This window comes from Clostridiales bacterium FE2011 (assembly GCA_017569305.1).
GTDB lineage: Bacteria > Bacillota > Clostridia > Christensenellales > Aristaeellaceae > Aristaeella.
In genome coordinates, this window is record CP069418.1 from 1,061,635 (window position 1) to 1,085,144 (window position 23,510).

22 protein-coding genes are annotated in these 23,510 nt (G+C 52.5%); 7 read left to right on the forward strand and 15 right to left on the reverse strand.

Annotation, left to right across the window (positions count from 1 at the left end):
• Window positions 1-11: 11 nt before the first annotated feature.
• The 6 genes from JRC49_05045 to JRC49_05070 all read right to left on the reverse strand — a co-directional run bounded on the left by JRC49_05045 (window position 12) and on the right by JRC49_05070 (window position 5,752).
• Window positions 12-1,688, reverse strand: coding sequence for a glycoside hydrolase family 2 (locus JRC49_05045; protein QTE72185.1), 1,677 nt, complete (start codon window positions 1,686-1,688; stop codon window positions 12-14).
• Between the two features lie 17 nt (window positions 1,689-1,705).
• The gene (locus JRC49_05050; GenBank protein QTE72800.1) at window positions 1,706-2,539 is read right to left on the reverse strand and encodes a TIM barrel protein; all 834 of its coding nucleotides are present in this window, start codon (window positions 2,537-2,539) and stop codon (window positions 1,706-1,708) included.
• A 31-nt stretch (window positions 2,540-2,570) separates the two neighbouring features.
• Window positions 2,571-3,431, reverse strand: coding sequence for a YitT family protein (locus JRC49_05055; protein ID QTE72186.1), 861 nt, complete (start codon window positions 3,429-3,431; stop codon window positions 2,571-2,573).
• Between the two features lie 413 nt (window positions 3,432-3,844).
• The gene (locus JRC49_05060) at window positions 3,845-4,495 is read right to left on the reverse strand and encodes an ABC-2 transporter permease (GenBank protein QTE72187.1); all 651 of its coding nucleotides are present in this window, start codon (window positions 4,493-4,495) and stop codon (window positions 3,845-3,847) included.
• Window positions 4,492-5,334, reverse strand: a complete 843-nt coding sequence (locus JRC49_05065; GenBank protein ID QTE72801.1) for an ABC transporter ATP-binding protein — start codon at window positions 5,332-5,334, stop codon at window positions 4,492-4,494. Before JRC49_05065 ends, JRC49_05060 begins: the two co-directional genes overlap by 4 nt.
• A gap of 1 nt (window position 5,335) precedes the next feature.
• Window positions 5,336-5,752: a helix-turn-helix domain-containing protein gene (locus tag JRC49_05070; protein ID QTE72188.1), complete on the reverse strand. Its 417-nt coding sequence runs from the start codon at window positions 5,750-5,752 to the stop codon at window positions 5,336-5,338.
• A gap of 188 nt (window positions 5,753-5,940) precedes the next feature.
• On the opposite strand from JRC49_05070, the gene JRC49_05075 reads away from it, so the two are divergent.
• Together JRC49_05075 and JRC49_05080 are read left to right on the forward strand one after the other, a co-directional pair.
• Window positions 5,941-6,855 (forward strand): hypothetical protein, encoded by a 915-nt coding sequence (locus JRC49_05075; protein ID QTE72189.1) that lies wholly within the window; start codon window positions 5,941-5,943, stop codon window positions 6,853-6,855.
• A gap of 112 nt (window positions 6,856-6,967) precedes the next feature.
• On the forward strand, window positions 6,968-8,263 hold the full coding sequence (locus tag JRC49_05080) for an aminotransferase class I/II-fold pyridoxal phosphate-dependent enzyme (GenBank protein QTE72190.1): 1,296 nt from the start codon (window positions 6,968-6,970) through the stop codon (window positions 8,261-8,263).
• 97 nt (window positions 8,264-8,360) lie between these two features.
• On the opposite strand, the gene JRC49_05085 is transcribed toward JRC49_05080, so the two are convergent.
• The 6 genes from JRC49_05085 to glmS all read right to left on the reverse strand — a co-directional run bounded on the left by JRC49_05085 (window position 8,361) and on the right by glmS (window position 16,260).
• Window positions 8,361-9,125 (reverse strand): ABC transporter permease subunit, encoded by a 765-nt coding sequence (locus JRC49_05085; GenBank protein ID QTE72191.1) that lies wholly within the window; start codon window positions 9,123-9,125, stop codon window positions 8,361-8,363.
• A complete protein-coding gene (locus JRC49_05090; protein ID QTE72192.1) occupies window positions 9,100-10,026 on the reverse strand; it encodes an ABC transporter substrate-binding protein in 927 nt (308 codons plus the stop codon). Before JRC49_05090 ends, JRC49_05085 begins: the two co-directional genes overlap by 26 nt.
• 97 nt (window positions 10,027-10,123) lie before the next feature.
• Window positions 10,124-11,017: a cation transporter gene (locus tag JRC49_05095; GenBank protein ID QTE72193.1), complete on the reverse strand. Its 894-nt coding sequence runs from the start codon at window positions 11,015-11,017 to the stop codon at window positions 10,124-10,126.
• 196 nt (window positions 11,018-11,213) lie between these two features.
• Window positions 11,214-12,293 carry a GGDEF domain-containing protein gene (locus JRC49_05100; GenBank protein QTE72194.1) on the reverse strand — a complete coding sequence of 360 codons (1,080 nt, stop codon included), beginning with the start codon at window positions 12,291-12,293 and terminating at the stop codon, window positions 11,214-11,216.
• A 316-nt stretch (window positions 12,294-12,609) separates the two neighbouring features.
• Window positions 12,610-14,208 (reverse strand): CTP synthase, encoded by a 1,599-nt coding sequence (locus tag JRC49_05105; GenBank protein QTE72195.1) that lies wholly within the window; start codon window positions 14,206-14,208, stop codon window positions 12,610-12,612.
• A gap of 183 nt (window positions 14,209-14,391) precedes the next feature.
• Window positions 14,392-16,260: a glutamine--fructose-6-phosphate transaminase (isomerizing) gene (glmS, locus tag JRC49_05110; protein ID QTE72196.1), complete on the reverse strand. Its 1,869-nt coding sequence runs from the start codon at window positions 16,258-16,260 to the stop codon at window positions 14,392-14,394.
• A 433-nt stretch (window positions 16,261-16,693) separates the two neighbouring features.
• On the opposite strand from glmS, the gene JRC49_05115 reads away from it, so the two are divergent.
• Window positions 16,694-17,404 (forward strand): phosphoribosylaminoimidazolesuccinocarboxamide synthase, encoded by a 711-nt coding sequence (locus JRC49_05115; protein QTE72197.1) that lies wholly within the window; start codon window positions 16,694-16,696, stop codon window positions 17,402-17,404.
• Between the two features lie 155 nt (window positions 17,405-17,559).
• Here JRC49_05115 and JRC49_05120 read toward each other — a convergent pair whose 3' ends face one another.
• Window positions 17,560-17,958 (reverse strand): Rrf2 family transcriptional regulator, encoded by a 399-nt coding sequence (locus JRC49_05120; protein ID QTE72198.1) that lies wholly within the window; start codon window positions 17,956-17,958, stop codon window positions 17,560-17,562.
• A 227-nt stretch (window positions 17,959-18,185) separates the two neighbouring features.
• On the opposite strand from JRC49_05120, the gene JRC49_05125 reads away from it, so the two are divergent.
• The 4 genes from JRC49_05125 (at window position 18,186) to JRC49_05140 (ending at window position 21,498) form a co-directional block, all read left to right on the forward strand.
• Window positions 18,186-18,947: a hypothetical protein gene (locus JRC49_05125; protein ID QTE72199.1), complete on the forward strand. Its 762-nt coding sequence runs from the start codon at window positions 18,186-18,188 to the stop codon at window positions 18,945-18,947.
• Between the two features lie 135 nt (window positions 18,948-19,082).
• A complete protein-coding gene (locus tag JRC49_05130) occupies window positions 19,083-20,270 on the forward strand; it encodes a cysteine desulfurase (protein ID QTE72200.1) in 1,188 nt (395 codons plus the stop codon).
• 17 nt (window positions 20,271-20,287) lie between these two features.
• Window positions 20,288-20,674 carry a Fe-S cluster assembly scaffold protein NifU gene (gene nifU, locus JRC49_05135; protein ID QTE72201.1) on the forward strand — a complete coding sequence of 129 codons (387 nt, stop codon included), beginning with the start codon at window positions 20,288-20,290 and terminating at the stop codon, window positions 20,672-20,674.
• 137 nt (window positions 20,675-20,811) lie between these two features.
• The gene (locus JRC49_05140; GenBank protein ID QTE72202.1) at window positions 20,812-21,498 is read left to right on the forward strand and encodes a Type 1 glutamine amidotransferase-like domain-containing protein; all 687 of its coding nucleotides are present in this window, start codon (window positions 20,812-20,814) and stop codon (window positions 21,496-21,498) included.
• A gap of 66 nt (window positions 21,499-21,564) precedes the next feature.
• On the opposite strand, the gene JRC49_05145 is transcribed toward JRC49_05140, so the two are convergent.
• Together JRC49_05145 and JRC49_05150 are read right to left on the reverse strand one after the other, a co-directional pair.
• Window positions 21,565-22,470 carry a PhzF family isomerase gene (locus JRC49_05145; protein QTE72203.1) on the reverse strand — a complete coding sequence of 302 codons (906 nt, stop codon included), beginning with the start codon at window positions 22,468-22,470 and terminating at the stop codon, window positions 21,565-21,567.
• A 19-nt stretch (window positions 22,471-22,489) separates the two neighbouring features.
• On the reverse strand, window positions 22,490-23,374 hold the full coding sequence (locus JRC49_05150) for a LysR family transcriptional regulator (protein QTE72204.1): 885 nt from the start codon (window positions 23,372-23,374) through the stop codon (window positions 22,490-22,492).
• Between the last annotated feature and the right edge of the window lie 136 nt (window positions 23,375-23,510).

Genomic DNA, 23,510 nt, shown 5'->3' on the forward strand with positions numbered 1-23,510 from the left:
TGCCTGCGTTTTCAGGCCTGTTCTTTGATTGCCTTACAGAGCCTGTCGGAAATATCCCTGAACTCCTCCGGAGTCACTTTGGCTTCCTTCCGGTCAAAGGTCAGAAGCCCGTTGGTTTCATCCTCAACGTCCGAAACCTGGGTATATACCGCGGCGCACAGTCCCCGGGAAATCAGGGGAAGCACCTCTTCCAGGTACAGCGCCTTCAGATCGTGTACGAACTTCTCCCGATCCTCGTACTTCTTGTATCCGTAGGTCTTTTCCAGGTTAAAGCTGTGCTCCGGAATCTTGAGGGACCATCCGCCGAATTCTGACAGAAACTGCGGCCGGTCCTGTTTTCCGGTCCGAAGCTTTTTGAAATAGATATGGAGGCTTTCCACGTCGCTCAGTTTCCGGGCAAACCAGCCTGAAGTGCTGTCAACAAACCGTGTGCCGTCCAGCGCTTTCAACCGGCGGAAAGCGTCATCTGCCCGGAACTGACCCCATCCTTCGTTGAAGATGGTCCACAGGCAGATGCATGGATGATTGCCCAGCAGCCGGACCGTCTCATCCATGGTCTTCAGGAAGTTTTCCCTTGCAGCCTGGTCCCGGTTCAGGCGGGCGTCACTCAGGGGCTTCCATCCAGCCGTCGGCAGGATGGTATCGCGAAGGAAATGATACTCTCCGCAGTTCACCATATCCTGGAAAACAATCATGCCCAGCCGGTCACAGTCATAGTAGAACTGCTCCGGTTCAATTTTGATGTGCTTCCGCAGCATGTTGAACCCCAGCGCCTTCATGGCCAGGATATCCGATTCATAACAGGAAGAAGCCGCCGGCGTATACAGGCCGTCGCTCCAGTATCCCTGGTCCAGCAGGCCGTGAAAAAAATACGGTTCCCCGTTCAGGCAAAGCCGCGGGATTCCGCTGATGCGTTCCACGGTCAGTGTCCTCAGGGCAAAATATGATTCCGCCCGATCCTCGCCAGCGGTCACGGTAAACCGGTACAGGTACGGGTTTTCCGGGCACCAGCAGTTTGGATCTTTCACATCGATCCGGACCGTACCCCGGACCAGGGGATAGCAGACGCCGTTCATCTCAACAGCTCCGTCATCGGCGCCGTTCACAGTGATTTCCGCATAATCCCTGCCCGTATGAATCGTCAGGGTGTGGATATACCGTTCCGGAACCGGTTCAATCCAGACTGTCTGCCAGATACCGGACACCGGGGTATACCACATGCCGCCCCGCTTTTCTTTCTGTTTTCCCCAGGGATGCTGATGGGACAGATCGTTGACGGCAGTGACAGATATTTCGTTTTCTCCTTCGCAGATCAGGTCTGTGATATCCGCGGAGAAAGGAAGATAGCTCTCTTCATGGGAAACCGCTTCCTTCCCGTTAATCCTGACCGTTGCTTTCCGGCTGACAGCCCCGAAGTGAAGCAGGATTCGTTGCCCCTGCCATTCCTCCGGCACGGTGAAACTTCTGGAATATACCATCTCCCGGCCGTATTCCATTTTCATGTTGACGCCCGAGAGCAGACTTTCAGGGCAGAAGGGAACATTGATTTCTGTTTCCGTCCCGCCGCAGGTGAAATGCCATTCTCCGTTCAGGCACAGCCAGTCTTTCCGTACCAGCTGCGGACGTGGGTACGTATTCCAGGGAGTACCGGACAGCGTTTCTCCGGCTGACGTAGATAGCCTCTGCATTGGAATCCTCCGGCTTTTTATGTATTCCACAGCTGATGTTCCTTCAGCCAGGCAACAGATTTCTTCAGTGCTTCAATCGTCTTCGTTTCCAGGACGCACCGTGCGTTTCGCTGAGCGGCCAGCTGAAGTCTTGCCATCAGGTCCAGTTCCCCGTCTCCCAGCGCCAGATGGTTCTTCGCCGGTGTCTCCGTTGCGTCATGAATATGGAAATGGATCAGCCTGTCCTGATGTTCCGTGATAAACGGAACGTCTGTCTCATGAATGGCTTTGGAATGGCCGATATCCCAGGTCAGTCCGAAAACCGGGCTTTCCAGCAGATACCGGATGGCTTCCTTCTCATAGCTGCGGAATCCGTCCGTGTTTTCAACAGCAATACGGATATCAGCCTCGTCGATCCATTCCTCACACAGTGAACGGAACGCGGCAAAGGATTTCATGTATGTTTCAAAATCCCGCTCATACATCTGCACCTTCCTGTCCGGAAGGGTGATGTAGATTCCGGGATTCATATGCATATTCAGTGTCAGCGGCCTTCTTTCGGGATCATAACGATCCCGTAATGTCATCAGCTTTCGGGACACCTCAACAGACTGCCGGACGGTTTCCAGATAGGCGTTTGAAACCAGCCGGTTGAAATCCGCAATATTCAGGTTTTCATCCAGGTGAATGGTAAAGTAGATTCCGGCTTTTTCCGCGGCACGGATCAGCTCATCCGTCTTCTGCAGCTCATCCGTCTGATACTCCGGGAAATTCATGTTCAGTTCAATAAAACGCAGGCCGAGGCTCTCGCACAGGTCTATGTTGTCCTGCAGCGTGTGGTTCTCGATCAGGGTCGGCATACCGAAATGAATCATGTGAATTTCCCCTCCGGATATACGATTTTTAATTCACCCCGCGGAAGCCCTTGCCAATAATCTCCGTGCTGGAAGTGATAATCATAAAAGCTGCCGGATCCTGTTTGTGGATATAGTTCCGCAGCAGCACCGCCTCATGCCGGGACACTACGGTCAGCAGCACAGTCTTTCCCTCATGGGTATAGGAGCCCTCCCCGTGCAGCCGGGTTGCGCCGCGGTGAAGCTCTGCGGTAATAAACTGTTCAATGGGTTCAGGATGGGAAGTAATGATCTGGAAGCACTTTTTGGTTTTCAGGTTGTCTGTCACCAGGTCCATGAACAGTGATTTGATAATCAGTCCCAGGATGGAGAACAGTCCCGTCTCCATGCCGAAGGCAAAGCAGGCGGATACTGTGATGATGATGTCGCTGCACAGCAGGGCAATGCCGATGTTCAGCGCCGTATGCTTCTTCAGGATCATCGCGATGATATCCGTTCCGCCGGAAGAAGCATCCAGGTTAAACAGGATTGCCGAACCCACTGCCGGCAGTCCCACGGCAAAAAGCAGTTCCACCAGGGGCTGGGAGGTCATCGGAGCGCTCATCGGGCAGACAATTTCCAGCAGCTGCAATGTGCCGGACATCAGCAGGGAGGCATATACCGTCCGGATTCCGAAGGACTTTCCGAAAACCGCAAATCCCAGGGCCAGCAGGGCGATATTGATGATCGTCACCAGTGTACCGGGCGTGATGGACGGAACGTAGTGTCCCAGAACGATGGCAATACCCGTCACACCGCCGGTGGAGAAATGATTCGGGAATTTGAAGAAATAGATACCGACCGTCATGATCAGGATACCGACTGTGATATAAATCCATTCCTTCAGGGTTACCTTCTGTTCCTTGGACATTTTGCTTCTCCTCGTCTCCGGGAAAAAGATCTTCTTTTTCCTCATTGACGATTATTATACCATGTTCCTGCCCCAATCATAAAGCACGAAAATGCGGCAGATTTCTCTGCCGCACAAACAGTCATTAAGATCGATAGCATGTTTTTCCCACTGAATCGTATAAGGAAATGTCATTCCGAGCGAAACGAAGTGAAGTCGAGGAATCCCTTACTACGTCCGAAGAACGTTTTCATTTTTAGTTTTAAGTTATTGAGGAGTCATCCGTGCTTTAGCACGGCTAATGACTCCCATGCTACAGCCGTCCATTTCCGCAAGCCATAGGCGCTGCAGAAATGGAATACGGCGATCGCAAAGTTTTCAGTATTCATTAGGAAAAAAAGCTCCTACCTCCTACCTCCTACTTCCTACCTCTCTTAGAGCTTCAGGTCCACTTCCTCAAACTTCTTCGTGCTCATCTGAATGCTCTTCGCCGTTCCACTCAGGAACAGGGCCAGACCTGCCAGCGTAAACAGCGCCTTGTCGCTCATATTGCGCGGATCCGGCTGATCCAGCACATCCCGGAAGAACGGTACCGCATAGGTCGAAACAGTCTCAATGATAATCCAAAGGAATACTGCCACGGCCGCAAAGCCGAATGCCTTCCCCGGCTTATTGATATCCTTGTAGTATACCGGGAAAAAGATCATATTGAAGATCGCGAAGATAATCATTCCACTGCCGATCAGCGCCAGTCCCGCATCCATTCCGGCCGGGTTCGGTGTATTCCCGATGGCGTATTTGATCAGGATAAAGAGGCCCATAACCGCCAGATCGATCACTTCCAGAAGGGTGCAGAAAAGAATTCTTCCCTTTACTGCATCTGCGCGGGAAACCGGCAGCATCAGCGTATAAGTCGCGTCATGGTTTTCCCTGGCCGTCAGGCAGACAAAGAAAATCGCCAGTCCCATATAGAAACAGCTCACGCCGTAGGGATAGCCCGGAACCAGGATCAGCGCGGCGCACATCAGCATGATGTAGGCTGTGGGATGTATGCACAGTTTCCATTCCTTCATCAGCAGTTTCATGCCTCTTCCGCCTCCTTTTCCAGATGAATCATGATTTCTTCCAGGGTTGCCTCCCGGGTTTCAAAAGCAGCCGCGTTGTCTTTCCGGATGAGCACCGTATACCCGTCCCGGATCCGGCAGCGTCCGCAGGCCGCCTCCTGCATTGCCGGGGGAATATCCGTCCCGCACTCCGCGATCCGCCAGGCGTCCCGGAAGCCTTCCAGCGTGTCATCCGCTTTCAGCTCTCCCTGCTGAAGGAACAAAATCCTGTCCGCGCATTTCTCCAGGTCGGACGTAATATGGGTGGAAAAGAAAACCGTCTTTCCCTCATCCTTCAGTTTCAGGAAAACCTCCACCAGTTCCTCCCGGCTCACAGGATCCAGGCCGCTGGTCGGTTCGTCCAGGATCAGCAGCTCCGCCCCGTGGCTGAGGGCCAGGGCCAGCGCGTATTTAATCTTCATGCCGTTGGACAGTTCCGCCGGAGTTTTCTCCTCATCCAGTCCGAAAACACTCATCCACTTCCGGTATGCAGTATCATCCCATCCGGGATAGAATGTCCTGGTCACCGCGGTAATCGCCTTCAGCTTTTTCCGGGTATAGTAGGTCATGCCGGCAGAAACGAAGCCGATCCTTTCCTTGATCTCCCGGTCGTGTTCCGGATAATCCAGTCCGAAAAAGGAGATCTCTCCGGCATCCGGGCGTACAAACGACAGCATGGAATTGATTGTGGTCGTTTTGCCGGCGCCGTTCCGGCCGATAAAGCCGGTGATGGTTCCCGGCACCAGGCTGAAGGACACATCTCTCAGCTGAAAAGCCGGGTAGTTTTTGCACAGTCCCTGAACCGCCAGGGGCGTTTTCATTTCATAATCCATTCTTAATTTCCTCCGCAACAGCCATAAAGAACTCTGCGTTCACCAGTGCGATGCCGCTGTTCTCATCCCCCAGTACCATCAGCTGGTCTCCGGGGTTGATATTGAATACGCGCCTTGCCCGGACCGGGATCACAATCTGTCCCTTGTCACCCACTGTCACCACACCGAACATGTGTTTCCCGCGCATGCCGGGACGACTGTCCAGTTCATCCTCCGGAGCGTTGACCAGATCGTCCAGGGAAACCTCCAGCACGGACGCCAGCCTTCCGGACATTTCCAGATCCGGCGTACTCTCCTCTGTTTCCCATTTGGCAATGGTCTGGCGGGCGACGCCGACTTTTTCCGCCAGCGTTTCCTGGGTCAGGTTCATCATTTTCCGCAGTTTCTGAAGATTCTTCCCGATCATACATTTCCCACCTTTCGAACAAAATGATACGCCCGGATATAATGCTGGTCAACCATCCCGCGCTGACATTCCGATTCCGGAATGTTAATTCTCGTTGACAAAAACACAGCAATTTTTATCTATTGTCTTCCAGGTGCAGGTGACATATCATAAAACCGACCTGATCATTGTGTATAAGGAGGGTTCTTATGCTGAAACTGTTCATCATCCTGATGCTGATCGTCTGCCTGGTTTGCTGTTCTGTATCAGCCCTTGCCGAATCCGCTTCCAGTCTTCCGGATCTCCCGGACAGGCTTCCCCTTGAATACAAGAAAATCCTGAAGGAAGGCGGCACAGTCCGGAAGATTGAGTATCCCTCGAAGGATTATTATGGAGATCAGAAAGACATTATGAAGCCCGCGCTGGTCTATCTGCCTGCCGGTTATTCAGAGGATCAGCAGTATGACCTGCTTGTCCTCTGCCACGGCGTCGGAGGAACCGAAAAGGAATGGGGATTCCTGAGCCTCAACTGCCCTGGCAAATGTGCCGTGGACAACCTGATTGCCAACGGGGAAATCAAACCGCTGATCATCGTCATGCCCAATGGTCGTTCCACCGAAGACTGCGGCAATACAGACTGGAGCAACATGCAGGCCTTCTATTCCTTCGGTCAGGAAATCCGCAACGACCTGCTGCCCTGGATGGATGCCCACTATGCCACCTATGGCGCCGGACTGGATGACCTGAGCGCATCCCGTGATCACAGGTACATGGCCGGCCTTTCAATGGGCGGTATGCAGACAATCAATATCGGCATGTGCGAATGCATGGATCTGTTCTCCGCTTTCGGCGCTTTCTCTGCCGCGCCCACCAGCTATCCGGCATCCAAAGTTGCCGCAGAGATCAAAAAGTTTGACAGCTATCCCATCCGTTATTTCTATAACATCTGCGGAACCGGGGACAGCATCGCCTATGCTTCTGCCTCCTCTGCCGCCAAAGAGCTGCCGAAATATACCGATCAGCTGACAGAAGCCAACTGGCACTGGCAGGAATGCCCCGGAGATCACAACTTTGACATCTGGTATCTGGGTCTTTTCAACTTCCTCCGGATCCTGGGGAACTGACGCCCTGAACCCTTTGCAGAGAAGCCATCAGAAAAACATCCCGGCGCTTGAAAACGCCGGGTGTTTGTGATAACGTATCTTTTGATCTTTTTCCGAAGGAAGGATGCTCGTCATGAAGCCTTATCTGGAGATGACTACGGAGGAACTGACCCAGGAACTGGACACTCTGAGAAAAGAGTATAAAAAGGTCCAGGCCATGGACATGCAGCTGAACATGAGCCGGGGTATTCCCTGCATTGATCAGCTGGATCTTTCCATGCACATGATGGATGTTCTGGATTCCTCCTCTGATCTGACCTGTGAAGACGGCACAGACTGCCGGAACTACGGTCAGCTGACCGGTATTGAGGAAGCCCGTGAGCTTCTGGGCGACATGATGGAGAACAATCCCAAAGATATCATCATCTACGGGAACTCCTCCCTGAACGTGATGTTTGATACCATTTCCCGTGTCTGGACCCACGGCGTCATGGGCAACACCCCCTGGTGCAAGCAACCGGAGGTGAAGTTCCTCTGCCCCGTGCCCGGCTATGACCGTCATTTTGCAATCACGCAGTATTTCGGCATCAAGATGATTCCCGTTCCCATGACTCCCACCGGTCCGGATATGGACATTGTGGAAAAGCTGGTCAGCGAGGATGAAACCATCAAAGGCATCTGGTGCGTACCGAAGTACTCCAATCCTTCCGGCATCTCCTATTCGGATGAAACGGTCCGCCGCTTCGCCCGGCTGAAGCCTGCCGCTCCGGACTTCCGGATCTTCTGGGACAACGCCTACGGCATGCATCATCTCTATGATGACCGGCAGGACTACCTGATCGAGATCCTGGCGGAGTGCAAGCGTGCCGGCAATCCGGATCTGGTTTATAAGTTTGCCTCCACTTCCAAGATCACCTTCCCCGGCAGCGGTATTGCCGCCGTCGCCACCAGCCCGAACAATATGGTCGATTTCGTGAACACACTGAAGTTCCAGACCATCGGTCATGACAAGGTGAACCAGCTGCGCCACGTTCGTTTCTTCGGTGATATCCACGGCATGGTGGAACACATGCGCAAGCATGCCGCCATCATCCGGCCGAAGTTCGAGATGGTTGAAAACACCCTCGAGGAAAACCTGGAGGGTCTGGGAATCGGCACCTGGACCAAGCCCCGCGGCGGATACTTTATCCTGTTTGATTCCCTGCCCGGCTGTGCCAAGGAAATCGTCGCCCTCATGAAGAAAGCGGGCGTCATCATGACCCCCGCCGGCGCCACCTGGCCCTACGGAAAGGACCCCAACGATTCCAACATCCGTATCGCACCCACTTACCCGACCCTGAACGAGCTGAAGTCCGCCATGGAAACCTTCACCCTGTGCGTCCGCATCGCCAGCGCCAAGAAGATCCTGGCCGATCGCACCGTACAGTAACAATCCGCAATCTATAAAGCAACGAGTCATCCATCGTGGATGACTCGTTTTAGTATTAATTCTGAATTCTTAATTCTGAATTCTGAATTGCAAAGCTTCATCCTTTTCGGATGATCCGTTTGATTGCCTCCGGCACCGCGCTTACCAGCACCGCCAGTAAAATCATAATCAGTGCGTAAGCATAAATCTCAGCGTACTCATTGAAGTACGCGCTGCTGTACACAGCCTTGCCAAGGGAATCCCTGGCCTGGACCAGGTACTCCGTTGTCACCGCCAGCTTGATGCCCATCCCTACCGCGTTGATATAGGCCTGCTTCAGGTAGCCTGCCATCAGCGGCAGATAAACCGAAAACAGTACCCGGAGGGTAAACCCGCTGTTCATCCGGTAAACGTCCATCAGTTCCGGCTCAATCCGGCGCAGTCCTTCCGCCGTAGCCTCGCTGATCAGGGGAATCAGCATCAGGGCTGACGCAATCAGCGGCACCCGGTCATACTTCGTCAGCACCATGATGATCACCGTCATCACGATCATCGGAATGGACCGCAACAGGGTCATCAACGGTTTCAGCAAAGCCCGGACAAAAGAACTCTTTCCCTGGGCCAGGCCCAGCGCTGTGCCGATCATCGCGGCGGCGGCCAGAGCTTCCGCCAGATGGATCAGCGTGGTGCCGATCTGTTTCCAGGTTCGTTCCTCTCCGAGCATCCGGACAAAGGCCTGCAGGATTTCTCCCACGCCCGGAAAAACCAGCTTATCACCCTTCAGCCAGCCCGCGGCCTGGATCAGGCCTCCGACCAGCAGAATGCCCAGGCCGAACGCCAGGGTATTCAGGCCTTTCTTATTCCGCTCCATAATAGAAGTCATCAGCGGGAACCGCTCCGCCGAACTGGCTCAGGTCAATCTGTGCAGTCTTTTCAACCTGTTCTTTGGCTTCCGCAGCCTTCACAAAACGGATGGCACATCCGGGAATGGCGGCCGCCGCCACCTTGGCGTTCGGCAGGATCTCAAGTGCAACAGCAGCTTCCGCTACTGCGGCTACGTCCGTCGTGCACTTTCCGCAGGCTTCTTCAGCCTGTGCCAGGAATGCAGCCACTGCCTCCGGATTGCTTTCAGCAGTTTCCGCTTTCACAAACAGCGCAGCCTGCGTATAACCTTCCATGCCGGAAGCCTGCTGCAGCAGTTCGTTCACGCTGATCGCGCTGATCTTGTCATTCTTCATTTTCGCCGCAGTCAGGGCGGGTTCTGCCGTCACTACAATCGCCTCCGCATCGCTCAGCAGCAGGCTCTGGGTGTCGGATGCGCCGGCCAGGTAGGTCACTTCTGCCGGTTCAATGCCGTTTTCTTTCAGGGCATACAGTACCACGGAAGCGTTGATCGTATTTTCACCGAACAGCGTCAGGTTCGCGCCGTTCAGGTCCTCCGCCTTCAGTTCTTCCTTCTGGGCGGCGATAAACAGGTTACCCCAGCTTACCACTGCCGCCAGTTTATAGGTGGATTTACCTGCCTTGTACAGCTTTGCGCCGGCGTTCAGCGGAGCGATAATAAAATCTGCCTCCTTGCCGGCGAAAGCCGCGGCAATCGTGTCCGCTGCCACCGTTGTGTACTGTCCGGGATTCTCTGCTGCCATCGCCGCCAGGGCCAGCGCCGGAGCACCGCCGGGAGTCGTCACCGTCAGGCCGGAAATATCCGCGCCTTCCGCGGCGGAAAACGCGCACAGACTCATTGTGAGCACCAGTGCCATCATCATTGCAAGGATCTTTTTCATATTTCAATCACCCTTTCTTTTACAGTGCAAACCTCTTCCGCGTTATTGTACAGAAAACCCGCGGCCCTTTCAATGGAGAAGCCGCAGGAAATCAGTTTCAGTCATGTTTTTTCGCAGGATTCACGTGTACCATAATATGTTTGACTTCCGGAAAAGTCTTTTCAATGGCATCATGCACGTCCTCCGCGATTTCATGAGCTGCCGCCAGCGTCAGGTTCGGATCGGCTGCGATTTCCAGATCCACATAAACCCGGTTCCCGAACATCCGCGTCCGCAGCAGTTCCACTCCCATCACCCCGGGCTGTTCCAGTGCTGTGGTTCGGAAAGCCTCCTCCGCCTCTTCATTGCAGGAGTGATCCACCATCTGGTCAATGGCTTCTTTAAAAATCCGGATGGCTACCCGCAGGATAAACAGCGCGATAATCAGGCTGGCAATGGGTTCCATCACCGGCACACCCATCCGTGCGCCCGCGATACCAATCAAGGCGCCGATAGAGCTCAGTGCGTCACTTCGCTGATGCCACGCTTCCGCGTGCAGCGCTGTGGAACGGTATTTTTTGGCATAGCCCCGGGTATACCAGAACAGGCTTTCCTTGACCGCAATGGAAACCACCGCCGCAATCAGAGCCAGCAGTCCGGGAATCTCCGCGGTTTTTCCGCTGATGATATCCTTTACCGCACCGATGCCGATAGCCCCGCCCACAACAGCCAGGATTCCGGACAGAAGCAGGGCGGCCACGCACTCATAACGTTCATGCCCGTATGGATGCTGCTCATCCGGTTCTTTGGTGGAAATCTTCACGCCAAGCAGCACAATCAGTCCGCTGAAAATATCGGAGGCGGAGTGTACCGCGTCGCTGATCATTGCGCCTGAATGCGCAAGCAGACCGGCGGCCAGCTTCAGCAGCGTCAGGATCACGTTTGTGATCATGCTCACCAGTGAAACCCGGGTAGCCGCGGTCTGGAACTCCTCAGCTTTTTTCTCAGCCATATCTATCATCTTCCCGATTTCATGTATTCATTATGTGTTTCCTTAATTGAAGCATATTATACCACCTTTCCCGGTAAAATGTTAATCGTAATATAATCCAGAAAAAATGTTCGCCGCACAGCGGCGAACGCGTATCATTATAATTGTTCATTGTTCATTATTCATTGTTCATTGTAGTTTAATTCGGATTCCCGAATTAAACTACGACCCTGTTCCGTCCTGCGTTTTTCCCCATATACAGCTTCTCGTCGGCCGCATTCAGCAGCGTGTCCAGCGGAGAGGCAAAATCATATTCTTCCACGCCGATCGTCAGTGTAATCGAAAACTCGTTCCCGTTATACTGCAGCTTCATCTTTTCCACCTGGAAACACAGGTCATTCATCACCGCGCCTGCTTCATCCAGGTTCATTCCCGGCAGGAAAAAGCAGAATTCCTCTCCGCCCCACCGGCATGCACTGTACCGTTCCATCGCATGTTCCGTAAACAGCTTGGTCAGCCGCATCAGCACATAGTCTCCGCATTTATGACCATAGGTGTCATTCACTTGTTTGAAGTAGTCAAGGTCAGCGATTGCCACGCAGAAGGTCTGGTTCCTGTTTTCCACGCAGTACTGCTCGATCTGCTCAATCATCAGTCGCCGGTTCGGCAATCCTGTCAGGGAATCGGTGCCGGCTTCCTTATACAGGATCTGGTTCCTCAGCCGCAGCTGGCGTTCAGTCTCCTGGATGCTGGTGCTGAAAATAATACAGGCACATGCCAGCATCAGGAAGAATGCGATTGTATTCAGCGTCTGGTAAATCGTATTGGCTTTTGTGCCCATGTTATACAATGCCGGAAACAGCTGGGTCACGTAGAATAAACCCACGCGGATCAGCAGGATGGACAGAAACCACAGGAGCTTATTGATTGGTTTGTCATAAACATTGAAAAAGACGAAAACCAGTATCAGGGTCATCATATGCTGTACACCGCTGTTCCACCCGAAACATCTCACATTCCAGCAGACCCAGCCGATACTTACAACAGTGTATTTAATCAGGTTGATGCGTGCGCCGCCATGTTTCAGCATCCACAGGCAGCATACAGACAGGATGGCAAAGATCAGCGGGATCCATTCCCACCGTCCGTCATTGATGATCGGGAACAGAAAAAAGCATATGACAAAATACACCACCAGCAAAACTTCACTGGTTGTCAGGGCCCGGCGGTAGTATAGCGGAATATCCTTGCTGTCCTGGGGTACCTTCTGGTGCAGAAAATTCAGAAAAAACTCCATGTCGGCCTGCCTTATTTCCTTATTCCCCTGTTTTTGTTTTCTTATTATGCACTCTTTTTATATTATGCGCAACTCTTATTTGCAAAACTATGTGCAACTTGCAAATGTTTGCTTTTTATTCGGCATATCCTGCATAAAGCCTTACCAGCATAAAAAAGGATCTCCCCTTCCGGAGAGATTTTCTGTATTTATCACATTGGGCAGCTGTGCTGTGCACAGCTGCCCAATATTTCATGTTCGGCGTCAGCCGAACATTTCACATTCGACAAAGTCGAATATTTCATAAATTCGCAACGTGAATTTATTTCATTTCCGTTCAGCGTTTGCTTGCGGCCCCGATGAATCCCATGAACAGCGGGTGCGGCTTGTTCGGCCGGCTCTTGAATTCCGGATGGAACTGAACACCCACGAAGAAGTCCTCATCGGAAATCTCCACGGTCTCCACCAGCCGTCCGTCCGGAGAAAGGCCGGAGAGGCAAAGGCCGGCGTTCTGCAGCGCTTCACGGTACTCATTCGCAAATTCATAACGGTGGCGGTGGCGTTCACCGATCCGGGTTTCTCCATAGCACTTTGCGATTACAGTGCCTTCTTCCAGCATGCAGGGATACCTGCCCAGACGCAGGGTGCCGCCCTTGTCAATTTCGTCATTCTGTCCCGGCATGAAGTCAATCACCCGGTACGGAGCGTTCTCGTCAAACTCACGGGAGTTTGCGCCTTCCATTCCGGCTGCGTTCCGTGCGAATTCGATGACCGCCACCTGCATACCCAGGCAGATGCCGAAATACGGCACATGGTTTTCCCGGGCCCAGCGGGCTGCCAGGATCATCCCTTCAATACCGCGTCCTCCAAAGCCGCCGGGCACAATGATGCCCTGCAGCGGGCTCAGGATTTCCTCGGCAGTTTCTTCTGTCAGCCGTTCAGAGTCAATCCAGTCAATTTCAACCTTCACGTCCTGGGCATATCCGGCATGGCGCAGGGCTTCTGCCACAGACAGATAAGCGTCGTGCAGCTGCACGTATTTGCCCACCAGGCCGATTTTCACCTTCCGGGTCTGATGGCCGATCCGTTCCACCAGGTCTTCCCAGTCCTTCAGGTCCGGTGCCGGGCTCTTCAGACCCAGCTCACGGCAGACCACGGCAGCCAGGCCGGCCTTTTCAAGCATCAACGGAGCCGCATACAGCGTCGGCAGCGTGGTGTTTTCAATCACGCAGTCATCCTTCACGTTGCAGAAGTGGGCAATCTTGGAAAAGATCGTTTCGTCCGTGATCTTCTCATCCGCCCGCAGCACGATGACGTTGGGGCTGATACCCATGCCCTGCAGTTCCTTCACGCTGTGCTGGGTGGGCTTGGACTTATGCTCTCCGCTGGCCTTCAGGTAGGGCACCAGCGTCACATGGATATAACATGCGTTGTCCCGGCCCACTTCCAGGCCAACCTCTCGGATCGCCTCAAGGAAGGGCTGGCTTTCAATATCGCCGATTGTACCGCCGATCTCAGTAATAACGACGTCTGCGTCGGTCTTTTCACCGACCCGGTAAATAAACCGTTTGATTTCATCAGTAATATGGGGAATCGTCTGCACTGTGGAGCCAAGGTATCCTCCCTGCCGCTCCTTCTGGATGACGTTTGCGTATACTTTGCCGGTGGTCAGGTTGGAGTACTTGTTCAGATCCTCATCAATGAACCGCTCATAATGGCCCAGGTCCAGATCGGTTTCCGCACCGTCTTCGGTCACGTACACTTCACCATGCTGATAAGGACTCATGGTTCCGGGGTCCGTATTGATATACGGATCCAGCTTCTGGGCCGCAACTTTTATCCCTCTTGCCTTCAGCAGCCGTCCCAGGGAAGCTGCCGTAATGCCTTTGCCCAGACCCGAAACCACACCGCCGGTAACAAAAATATACTTCGTCATACTTTCCACCTCTGCACTATTCTGTCCCTGTCCATAATCCCATTCGGGAATATATCTGTTTTTAACCAACTAAAACATTCGCCATAAGGCGAATATTTCATGTTGCGAAGCAACATTTCACATTGAGCCGCACTGCGGCTCAATATTTCACAAATCCGCAAAGCGGATTGATTTCATTCTTTATCATTCAACCGTGACGCTCTTTGCCAGGTTCCTCGGCTTATCCACGTCCAGGCCCCTGTTCACGCTGGTGTAGTAGCCCAGCAGCTGCAGGGGAACAATGGCCAGCGACGCGATAAAGTGTTCGTCCGTCTTCGGCACATAAACCGTAAAGTTCACGGAGTCTTCCACGGAGAAATTACCGTTCGTGGTCACTCCCATCAGGTACGCGCCGCGGCTCTTGCATTCCAGCATATTCGACAGCGTCTTCTCAAACAGGCTGCCCTGTGTCAGCACGCCGATCACCAGGGTGTTCTGTTCAATCAGGCTGATCGTTCCATGCTTCAGCTCGCCTGCCGCATAAGCCTCGGAATGAATATAGCTGATCTCTTTCATCTTCAGGCTGCCTTCCAGGCTGATCGCGTAGTCCAGCCCGCGGCCGATGAAGAAAATATCATGCGTATTTGCAATCTTGGAGGAGAACCACTGCAGCCGCTGTTTTTCTTCCAGCACCCGGCCGATCTGCTCCGGAATCGCATTCAGCGCTTCCAGGAACCCGGCTACCTGCTCTTCCGTAATCTGCTCTTTAACCGCCGCCATCTTCACCGCCAGCACGTCCATGGCAATCAGCTGGGCGCTGTAAGCCTTGGTGGTTGCCACGGCGATTTCCGGTCCGGCCAGCGTATACAGCGTATGATCTGCTTCCCGCGCAATGGTGGATCCGATCACATTGACCACGGCCAGCGTCATGGCTCCCCGTTCCTTGGCCACACGCAAAGCCGCCAGGCTGTCCGCGGTTTCACCGCTCTGGGAAATAACAATCACCAGCGTATCCGGTGCCACGGGAATGCTGCGGTACCGGTATTCGGAGGCCAGCTCCACCCGCACAGGAACCTTCACCAGATCCTCGATGACGTACTGTGAAGCCATACCCACATGCCATGCGGAGCCGCAGGCAACAATATCCACCCGGCTGACCTGCCGGAGCATATCGTCAGTCAGGCCGGTCTCTTCCAGGGTAATCTTTCCGTCCTTCACCAGGCTGTTCAGCGTATCCCTGACCGCCTTGGGCTGCTCATGGATTTCCTTGAGCATGAAATGCTCATATCCATCCTTTTCCGCCGCTGCGGCATCCCAGGTGATCTCGGTCAGCGGAAGCTGAATCTCGTCTCCGTTCAGGTCATAGAATTTCACACTGCCGGCACTGATCCGTCCGACCTGCAAATTATCAATGTAATATACGTTCCGTGTGTATTTCAGGATCGCCGGCACGTCCGATGCAAGATAGGAAGCGCCGTCTGCCGTGCCGATTACCAGCGGGGAATCCTTCCGGGCCACAAAGATCTCATCCGGATAATCCTTGAACATGAGCGCCAGGGCATAACTGCCCCTGATCCGGACCATAGCCCGGGTAATGGCGTCCACCGGACCGATCTTATATTTTTTATAGTAGTAATCCACCAGTTTTACTGCCACTTCAGTGTCGGTGTCACTGTAGAAAGCATAATCATGACGCAGCAGTTTTTCCTTCAGTTCCGTGAAGTTTTCAATGATGCCGTTATGTACGCCCACCACGTCGCTCTCCACCGGTCCGCATCCGGAACCTGTGCAGTTGCCGCTCACATGCGGATGCGCGTTCACCATGCTGGGGTCTCCGTGGGTTGCCCACCGTGTATGGCCGATACCGCAGTTGCCGGGCAGTGCGCGCCCCTGGTCTGTTTTATCGGCCAGGTGATACAGCTTGCCGGTGGCTTTTACAACTTCCGCCGGCGCCGTTCCGTCACGTACAGCCAGTCCGGCCGAGTCATAGCCCCGGTATTCCAGTCTTGCCAGTCCATCCAGCAGGATCGGTGCCGCCTGAACATGTCCCGTATAACCCACTATTCCGCACATGCTACGAATCTCCTTTATGCTTCAGTCACCGTCGCGTAAGTAGCAACTTTTTCACTCTACACTCTTCACTGGTATCTCTTCACTGGTCTCTCTGCACTGCCGCTTTAGCGGCATCTTTTCACTCTACACTCTTCACCGTAACCCCAGAGCTCCGAAACAAACAAAAAAAGAGCGCAGGGCACAACGTCTGCCTGACGCCCTTGCCCTGCTGTCCGTATGCTATCACTGAAAGGCTCTCCTGTCAAGGTGGCAAATGGTCTCTTTCCGCCCATCTGTACCGTTCCGTACAGTCAATTTCCCGCCCGGGTTCTATCATTGGGAGAGTATCCTGCAGATTGCTCTACGATACAAAGAAGGAACCGTCCGAGCCCTTGACATTATTCCCCTGTGCAGTATAATGCTCCCGTAAAAAATCACGCAGGAGGGCGCAGGCATGATCAAGGGTGAACAGCTTTATGAAGGAAAGGCCAAGAAGGTATTCAGCACGGATGATCCCGAGCTGCTGATCGTCGATTACAAGGACGATGCGACTGCTTTCAACGGTCTGAAAAAGGGCACCATTCAGGGCAAGGGTGTCATCAACAACCACATGAGCAATCTGCTGATGCAGCGGCTCGAGAAGAAAGGCATTCCTACCCATTTCGTAAAGGAACTCAGTGAGCGGGAAACCCTCGTTAAGAAAGTTTCCATCGTTCCGCTGGAAGTGATCATCCGTAACATCTCCGCCGGCTCCTTCTCCAAGCGCTACGGCGTAGAGGAAGGCATCGTCTTCGACGCGCCGACCATCGAATTCTCCTATAAGAATGACGACCTGGGCGATCCCCTGATCAATGAGTATCATGCGCTGGCCCTGAAGCTCGCCACCAAGGATGAGATTGAGACCATCAAAAAGTACGCTTTCGCGGTCAATGAAGAGCTGAAAGCCATCTGGAAGCACGTTGGCGTGACCCTGGTGGACTTCAAACTGGAGTTCGGCCGCCTGTCCGACGGCACCATCGTCCTGGCCGATGAAATCAGCCCCGACACCTGCCGTCTCTGGGACAGCAAGACCAACGAAAAGCTGGACAAGGACCGTTTCCGCCGCGACATGGGCGGTGTCGAGGAAGCCTATCAGGAGATTATGCGTCGTTTAACAGAAGCCTGATTCTGTTAAACGAACTCTACACTCTACACTCTTCACTGGTATCTGAATACTCAAAAACGCTTCCGGTTCCGGAAGCGTTTTTTCTGCCATTTTTCATTATTCAGTCTTAAGTATTCATTAGGAAAAGACAGCTTCACCAGAAGCTGTCTTTTCCATTACTTTATAAGATCCGTCAGCTTCTTCTGATACAGGAAATCATGGACCAGCTGATCCAGTTCCTGCCACAGGGGCAGCGTCGCACAGCTTGCCACCTTCGGACATACCTCCGCATCCTTCTGCAGGCAAGCCACCGGCGCAAGGGTTCCCTCCATCCGTTCCACAATCTCTCCGACAGAGTATTCGTCCGGCTTCCGCAGCAGCACATAGCCGCCGCCTTTGCCGCTGGCGCCCTTTACGAGCTTTCCGTCCACCAGGTCCTTCACGATGATCTCCAGATATTTCTTGGAGATCCCCTGCCTCTCCGCAATATCCTTCAGCGGTACAGGCTGACCTTTATCGTGCTCTGCCAGGTCAAGCATCACCCTGAGTGCATAACGGCCCTTTGTGGAAATCATAGATAATCCCCCCGAAAAGTTTTATTGCCTATTTTACCGTAGGGTAAGTGGGTTGTCAAGATTCGCCCCAAGGGCGAATCTTCACCCTTCACTCATCACTTTTCACTGCCGCCGCAGCGGCATCTCTTCACGCTTCACTCATCACTGGCATCTGAATATTAAAACTTCCCTTCTCTGTGATATAATTCAACAAGCAGTTCAATAGATGGACTCTGTCGGAGGTTGCAATGTTTATTCCTGAAGTGAAAGTCTCAATGATTGATCCGGAGACGAATGCCCGATTCATTCAGAATTATCTGAGTAAAGAAAAAGCGGGAAACACGACCCGTCCGTTCTATGACAAAACCATTCTCCTTTATCCCGAGCTCAAAGACATCCGTAGTGTCGAAGACGAAAAGGTGCGGGATGAGATCGTCCGACGGGCAGTTCGGGAACGCCTTTGGAACCACAGACCGGAAATTGAAATCCGGATACAGCATTTCCAGGATGTCTTTGACAGTTTTATCCGTGATTTTATAGAGGCCCAATGCAAACTGTTCCAATATGAGTGGAAAGCTTCCCATCCGCAGATTCACTGTTTCGTAGGATATCTGCCGTTTTACCCCAGAAGTACGGAAGAAATGTGCTTTTATGTTTCATATCAGGATGAAGAACGTGTTTTTTCCGGAGCAGTTCATGAAATAAACCATATGATTTTCTTTCAAAAATGGAAGGAAATGCATGGCAGCCAATGTGCGGAACCTGTTTGGCCGGATCCGCTCTGGTATCTTGAAGAAATCATTGTGGATCCCACACTGAACGATGAACGGGTAAAGCATCATACCCTGTATGAAAACAAAGCCTATCCGCTGTTTTATGAAAAAGATAAGCTCACCGGTGTAAGCATTATGGATCGTATAATGGAGTGTTATAACAAACACAGCCGGATAGAAGACTTCCTGGACACATCATACAAAATCGTCAGGGAATACTTTAGCACAGCCGATTAATCGCTGCTCCGCGTATTGTCCGATGTCAAAAGAAGAATTATCTTTTTCCTTCTATTCTCCTATTGACATAGTAGGTTAAAGGAAATATAATTTCCTGTGGATTCCCCCACTATGATGACTAAAGGAGTTGCCTGAATGAGCATTTACGCGGATCACGCCGCGACCACCGCCATGAGTGAGGCGGCCATTGAAGCTATGACCCGTTGTATGCGGGAGTATTACGGAAATCCCTCCAGCCTGTACCGTATCGGTCAGCAAGCTAAAGAAGTACTGGAACAGGCCCGGGAGGATATTGCATCCGTGATCCACGCGGAGTCCCGGGAAATCTATTTCACCTCCGGCGGCAGCGAAGCCGATAATCAGGCGATCCGTTCCGCCGCACTTGCGGGAAAGAAAAAAGGAAAGAACCACATCATTTCCACCGCCTTTGAACATCACGCCGTGCTCCATACCCTGGAGCAGCTGAAAACCGAGGGCTTTGAAGTCACCCTGCTGGATGTGCATGAGAACGGTGTGATCCGTCCGGAAGAAGTTGAAGCGGCCCTCCGTCCGGAAACCTGCCTTGTTACCGTCATGTACGCCAACAACGAGATCGGCACCATTCAGCCAATCCGGGAAATCTGCGCCGTCTGCCGGGCACACCAGGTGCTCTTCCATACGGATGCCGTTCAGGCCGTCGGCCCGCTTTCCATTGACGTGCAGGCGGAAAATATCGACTATCTTTCCGCCTCCTCTCATAAATTCCACGGGCCGAAGGGCGTCGGCTTCCTTTACGCCCGCAAGGGCGTCCCGCTTCTCCCGCTGATCAACGGCGGCGCCCAGGAAAAAGGTAAGCGTGCCGGCACGGAAAACCTGCCCGGCATCGTCGGCATGGCCGCCGCCCTGAAGGAAACCGTTGCTGAACGGGATGCGGAAGCTGTCCGCCTCACAGGTCTCCGGGACCGGCTGATTGCCGGCCTGAAAGAGATTCCTCATTCTGCCCTGAACGGGGACGCGGAAAAGCGGCTTCCCGGAAACGTCAGTTTCTGCTTTGAAGGCATTGAGGGCGAGTCCCTCCTGCTCCTGCTGGATGAAAAGGGCATCAGCGCTTCTTCCGGCAGCGCCTGCACTTCCGGTTCCCTGGATCCCAGCCATGTGCTTCTCGCCATCGGCCGGGTCCATGATGTGGCCCACGGGTCCCTGCGTCTGACGCTTGGTCGGGAAAACACACCGGAGGACGTGGAATACATCATTTCCGCCGTCAAAGATGTCGTCTCCTACCTTCGTGGTTTCTCACCTGTCTGGCGGGACCTGCAGAGCGGCAAAACACCCTTTATTCTGTAATTCAGGAGGATAAGCATATGGCACTGTACAGTGAAAAAGTTATGGATCATTTCCTTCATCCCCGGAATGTCGGCGTCATTGAGGATGCCAACGCTATCGGTGAAGTCGGTAACGCAAAATGCGGGGACATCATGAAGATGTACCTGAAAATCAAGGATGATATCGTTGAAGATGTCAAGTTCGAAACCTTCGGCTGCGGCAGCGCCATTGCCTCCAGCTCCATGGCTACGGAGATGATCAAGGGTAAGCCCCTGTCCGAAGTCAGAACCCTCACCAACAAAGCGGTCACGGAAGCGCTGGACGGCCTTCCCGCCCACAAGATCCACTGTTCCGTCCTGGCCGAGGAAGCCATCAAGTCCGCTCTGGAAGACTACGAAAACCGCAAAAACGCTGACAATCAATAACTATCGCCGACATCTATAAACTCAAAACACCTGCAGGCAATTATTTATCCATTACTTGCAGGTGTTTTATATTGTGAATTATGAATTATGAATTGTGAATTATGCTATAATTCCTCCAAAAGGAGGAATTATAGCATATGACTCTGATTCTCAACGGCGGCGGAGACGGACAGGCTGTCGCCTCGGCAAGACAGCTGCTGAACAGCATCATTGATCACAGCAGAAAAATCCTGTACCTCCCCTTTGCGTGGCCAGATCCATCCTACCGTGGATGTCTGGAATTCATGACGGCTGAACTGTCTGATGTGGAGAAAGCCGGCATTGAGATGGTTACTACGCTCGAAGAATTGATGAGCAGAAACTTCAAGGATTATGCCTGTTTATATATCGGCGGCGGAAACACCTATAAGCTTCTGAACGACCTGAAAAAGAGCGGTGCCTTTGACAAGATCAGGAAGTATCTGACGGAAGAAAACGGCATCGTATATGGCGGATCCGCAGGTGCCATTATCTTTGGCAGGGACCTGGATTCCTGCAACACGGATGACGACAATGAGGTCGGCCTGGCGGACCATACCGGATTCAATATGATCAACGGCTATTCCCTGTTATGCCATTATACCAGCAGGGAACCCGCCCGTACGGAGCTGAGCCGGAACTATCTGCTGGAGTTGTCCAAAGTCAAACCGGTATATGCCATTCCTGAAGAAGACACTATCCTTGTGACAGATGAAACGACAGTATTCATTGGTTCCCGGCCCTATTATGAATTCATCAATGGCAAAGAGTATGAAAGGTTTTGCCGCGACACCGTCCATCTGTAATTAACCATCATTATTCCGTTTTCATTAAATCAGACTCAGGAATTTCATATTCCTGAGTCTGATTTCTTAATGAATGTTTATCTCTGCTGAAAAAGCAACAACTGCGTCTCCGGTAATCTGAACCAGAACTGGTTTGCCGTTTTCCTTCTCAACATGAACCCGCATTGTTCCGTCCCTTTGGATTGCCTCTCCCTGCATGATACTGAAGTCAAAATACTTTTCCTGCGGATTTTGCAGGATATTATAATATACAAGGTACGCTCCCAAAGGCCCGTTTGCGTTTCCGGTTACGGGATCTTCTGCAATCCCTATCGCCGGTGCAAACATTCTTCCGTGAACAAGTACGTCTTCTCCGGGGTTCAATGTGAAAACATAATAACCATTACATCCGATCACCGAACTGATTTCCGTCAGTTTCTGCAGGTCAGGTTTCAGGCTGTGAAGCAGCTGATTTGAACAGATGGGAACCATGACTTTGGAATGTCCCGTTGAGGAAATGGCCACCGGGTACTCACCGCAGATGTCATGGGCGGATATGCCCAGGGCGTCCGCAATGCGGGCTCTTACCTCCGGGCCCAGATCCTCCGAAACCTCAGGCGTTCCCTGGGTCATCACAACGGAATAATCATCACCGCTTTGGATGATATCCACCGGCAGGATGCCGGCTTTTGTTTTTTGCCGGACACGCCTGTTTCCGAAGTTCTTTTCCAGTGCGTAAACATAATGCGCCGCGACGGTTGCGTGCCCGCAGATGGGAACTTCTGTTGTCGGCGTAAAAAAGCGGACTTCGACGTCATAATCAGGAGAATTTGACGGAAAAATAAACGCCGTTTCCGAGTTATTCATTTCCCGTGCGATTCTCTGCATCTGTTCTTCTGAAAGGCCGTCAGCGTCCGGAACAACTCCGGCAGGATTTCCATGAAAACAGGTCCTGGTGAACGAATCGACCTGGTATATCTTATATTTTTTCAAAAATATTATCCTCCGTATATCAGCAATACGCTCCTTCCGAAATCATATTCACCAGTTCAGCAAGCGCCTTGCTGATATGCTTGTCCTTATGGATGTATATTTGCGCATAAATCGGGAAGTCATTTCCCTGCCAGTTCAGCTTCACCAGTCGTTTTTTCTTTATTTCTTCCTCAGCGGCCATTTCCGGCATAAAAGCCACTCCCATTTCATTGATCGCAAACTGTTTCAGGATCTCCTTACTGCTTGTTTCCAGTGCGATCCGAGGTGTCACGGCCGCCTGCGCCAGATCATCCAGCAGCATCCGGCGGAAGCTGCAGTGGTGGGAGGTCAGCAGTAACGGAATCCCGGACAGATCCTTCTCTGTGATCTTCTTTCCGGTCTGCAAATATCCCGGTGCTGCGTAAAACCCCAGTTGTTCCCGCTTTTTGAACAGGATTGTCAGTTCCGGCTGCTCCATCAGGGGATTCAGCGTATAGACCAGATCCAGGGCTCCTTTTTTCAGCTGCTCCGGAAACGTCTCATGATCAATAAACAGAATCCGGATATCAACTCCCGGATATTTCTGCCGGTACGCCATCAGGGATTGCGGAAGCCGGTTATAACACAGGCTTTCGGACACTCCCAGCTTGATCACGCCGACAGGTTCCCGGACCGCCGGTACCTCCAGCAGGATCTCCCGTTCCATCTGGAGCATTTTTTCTGCATACTCCTGAAGCCGTTCCCCTTCCGGCGTCAGCGCAATCGACTTTCCCAGCCGTTCAAACAGCAGGCAGTTCAGTTCCGCTTCCAGCTGTTTGATCTGCGTGGTCACCGTCGACTGGGCGTATCCCAGCAGATTCGCCGCTGTCGTGAAGTTCCCCGTCTCCGCGATCTTCAGGAAGGTTCCCAGTTGCGTAATGGTCATGGATGTTCTCCTATCAAAATTTATGATCATTTCATTTGTTTATTTCAATTTTTCAAATGTTTGATCCGATGCTATGATACCAGACGAAGACAGGAAAATCAATCCTGGGATCGGAGGAAAAGCCATGAACAACACC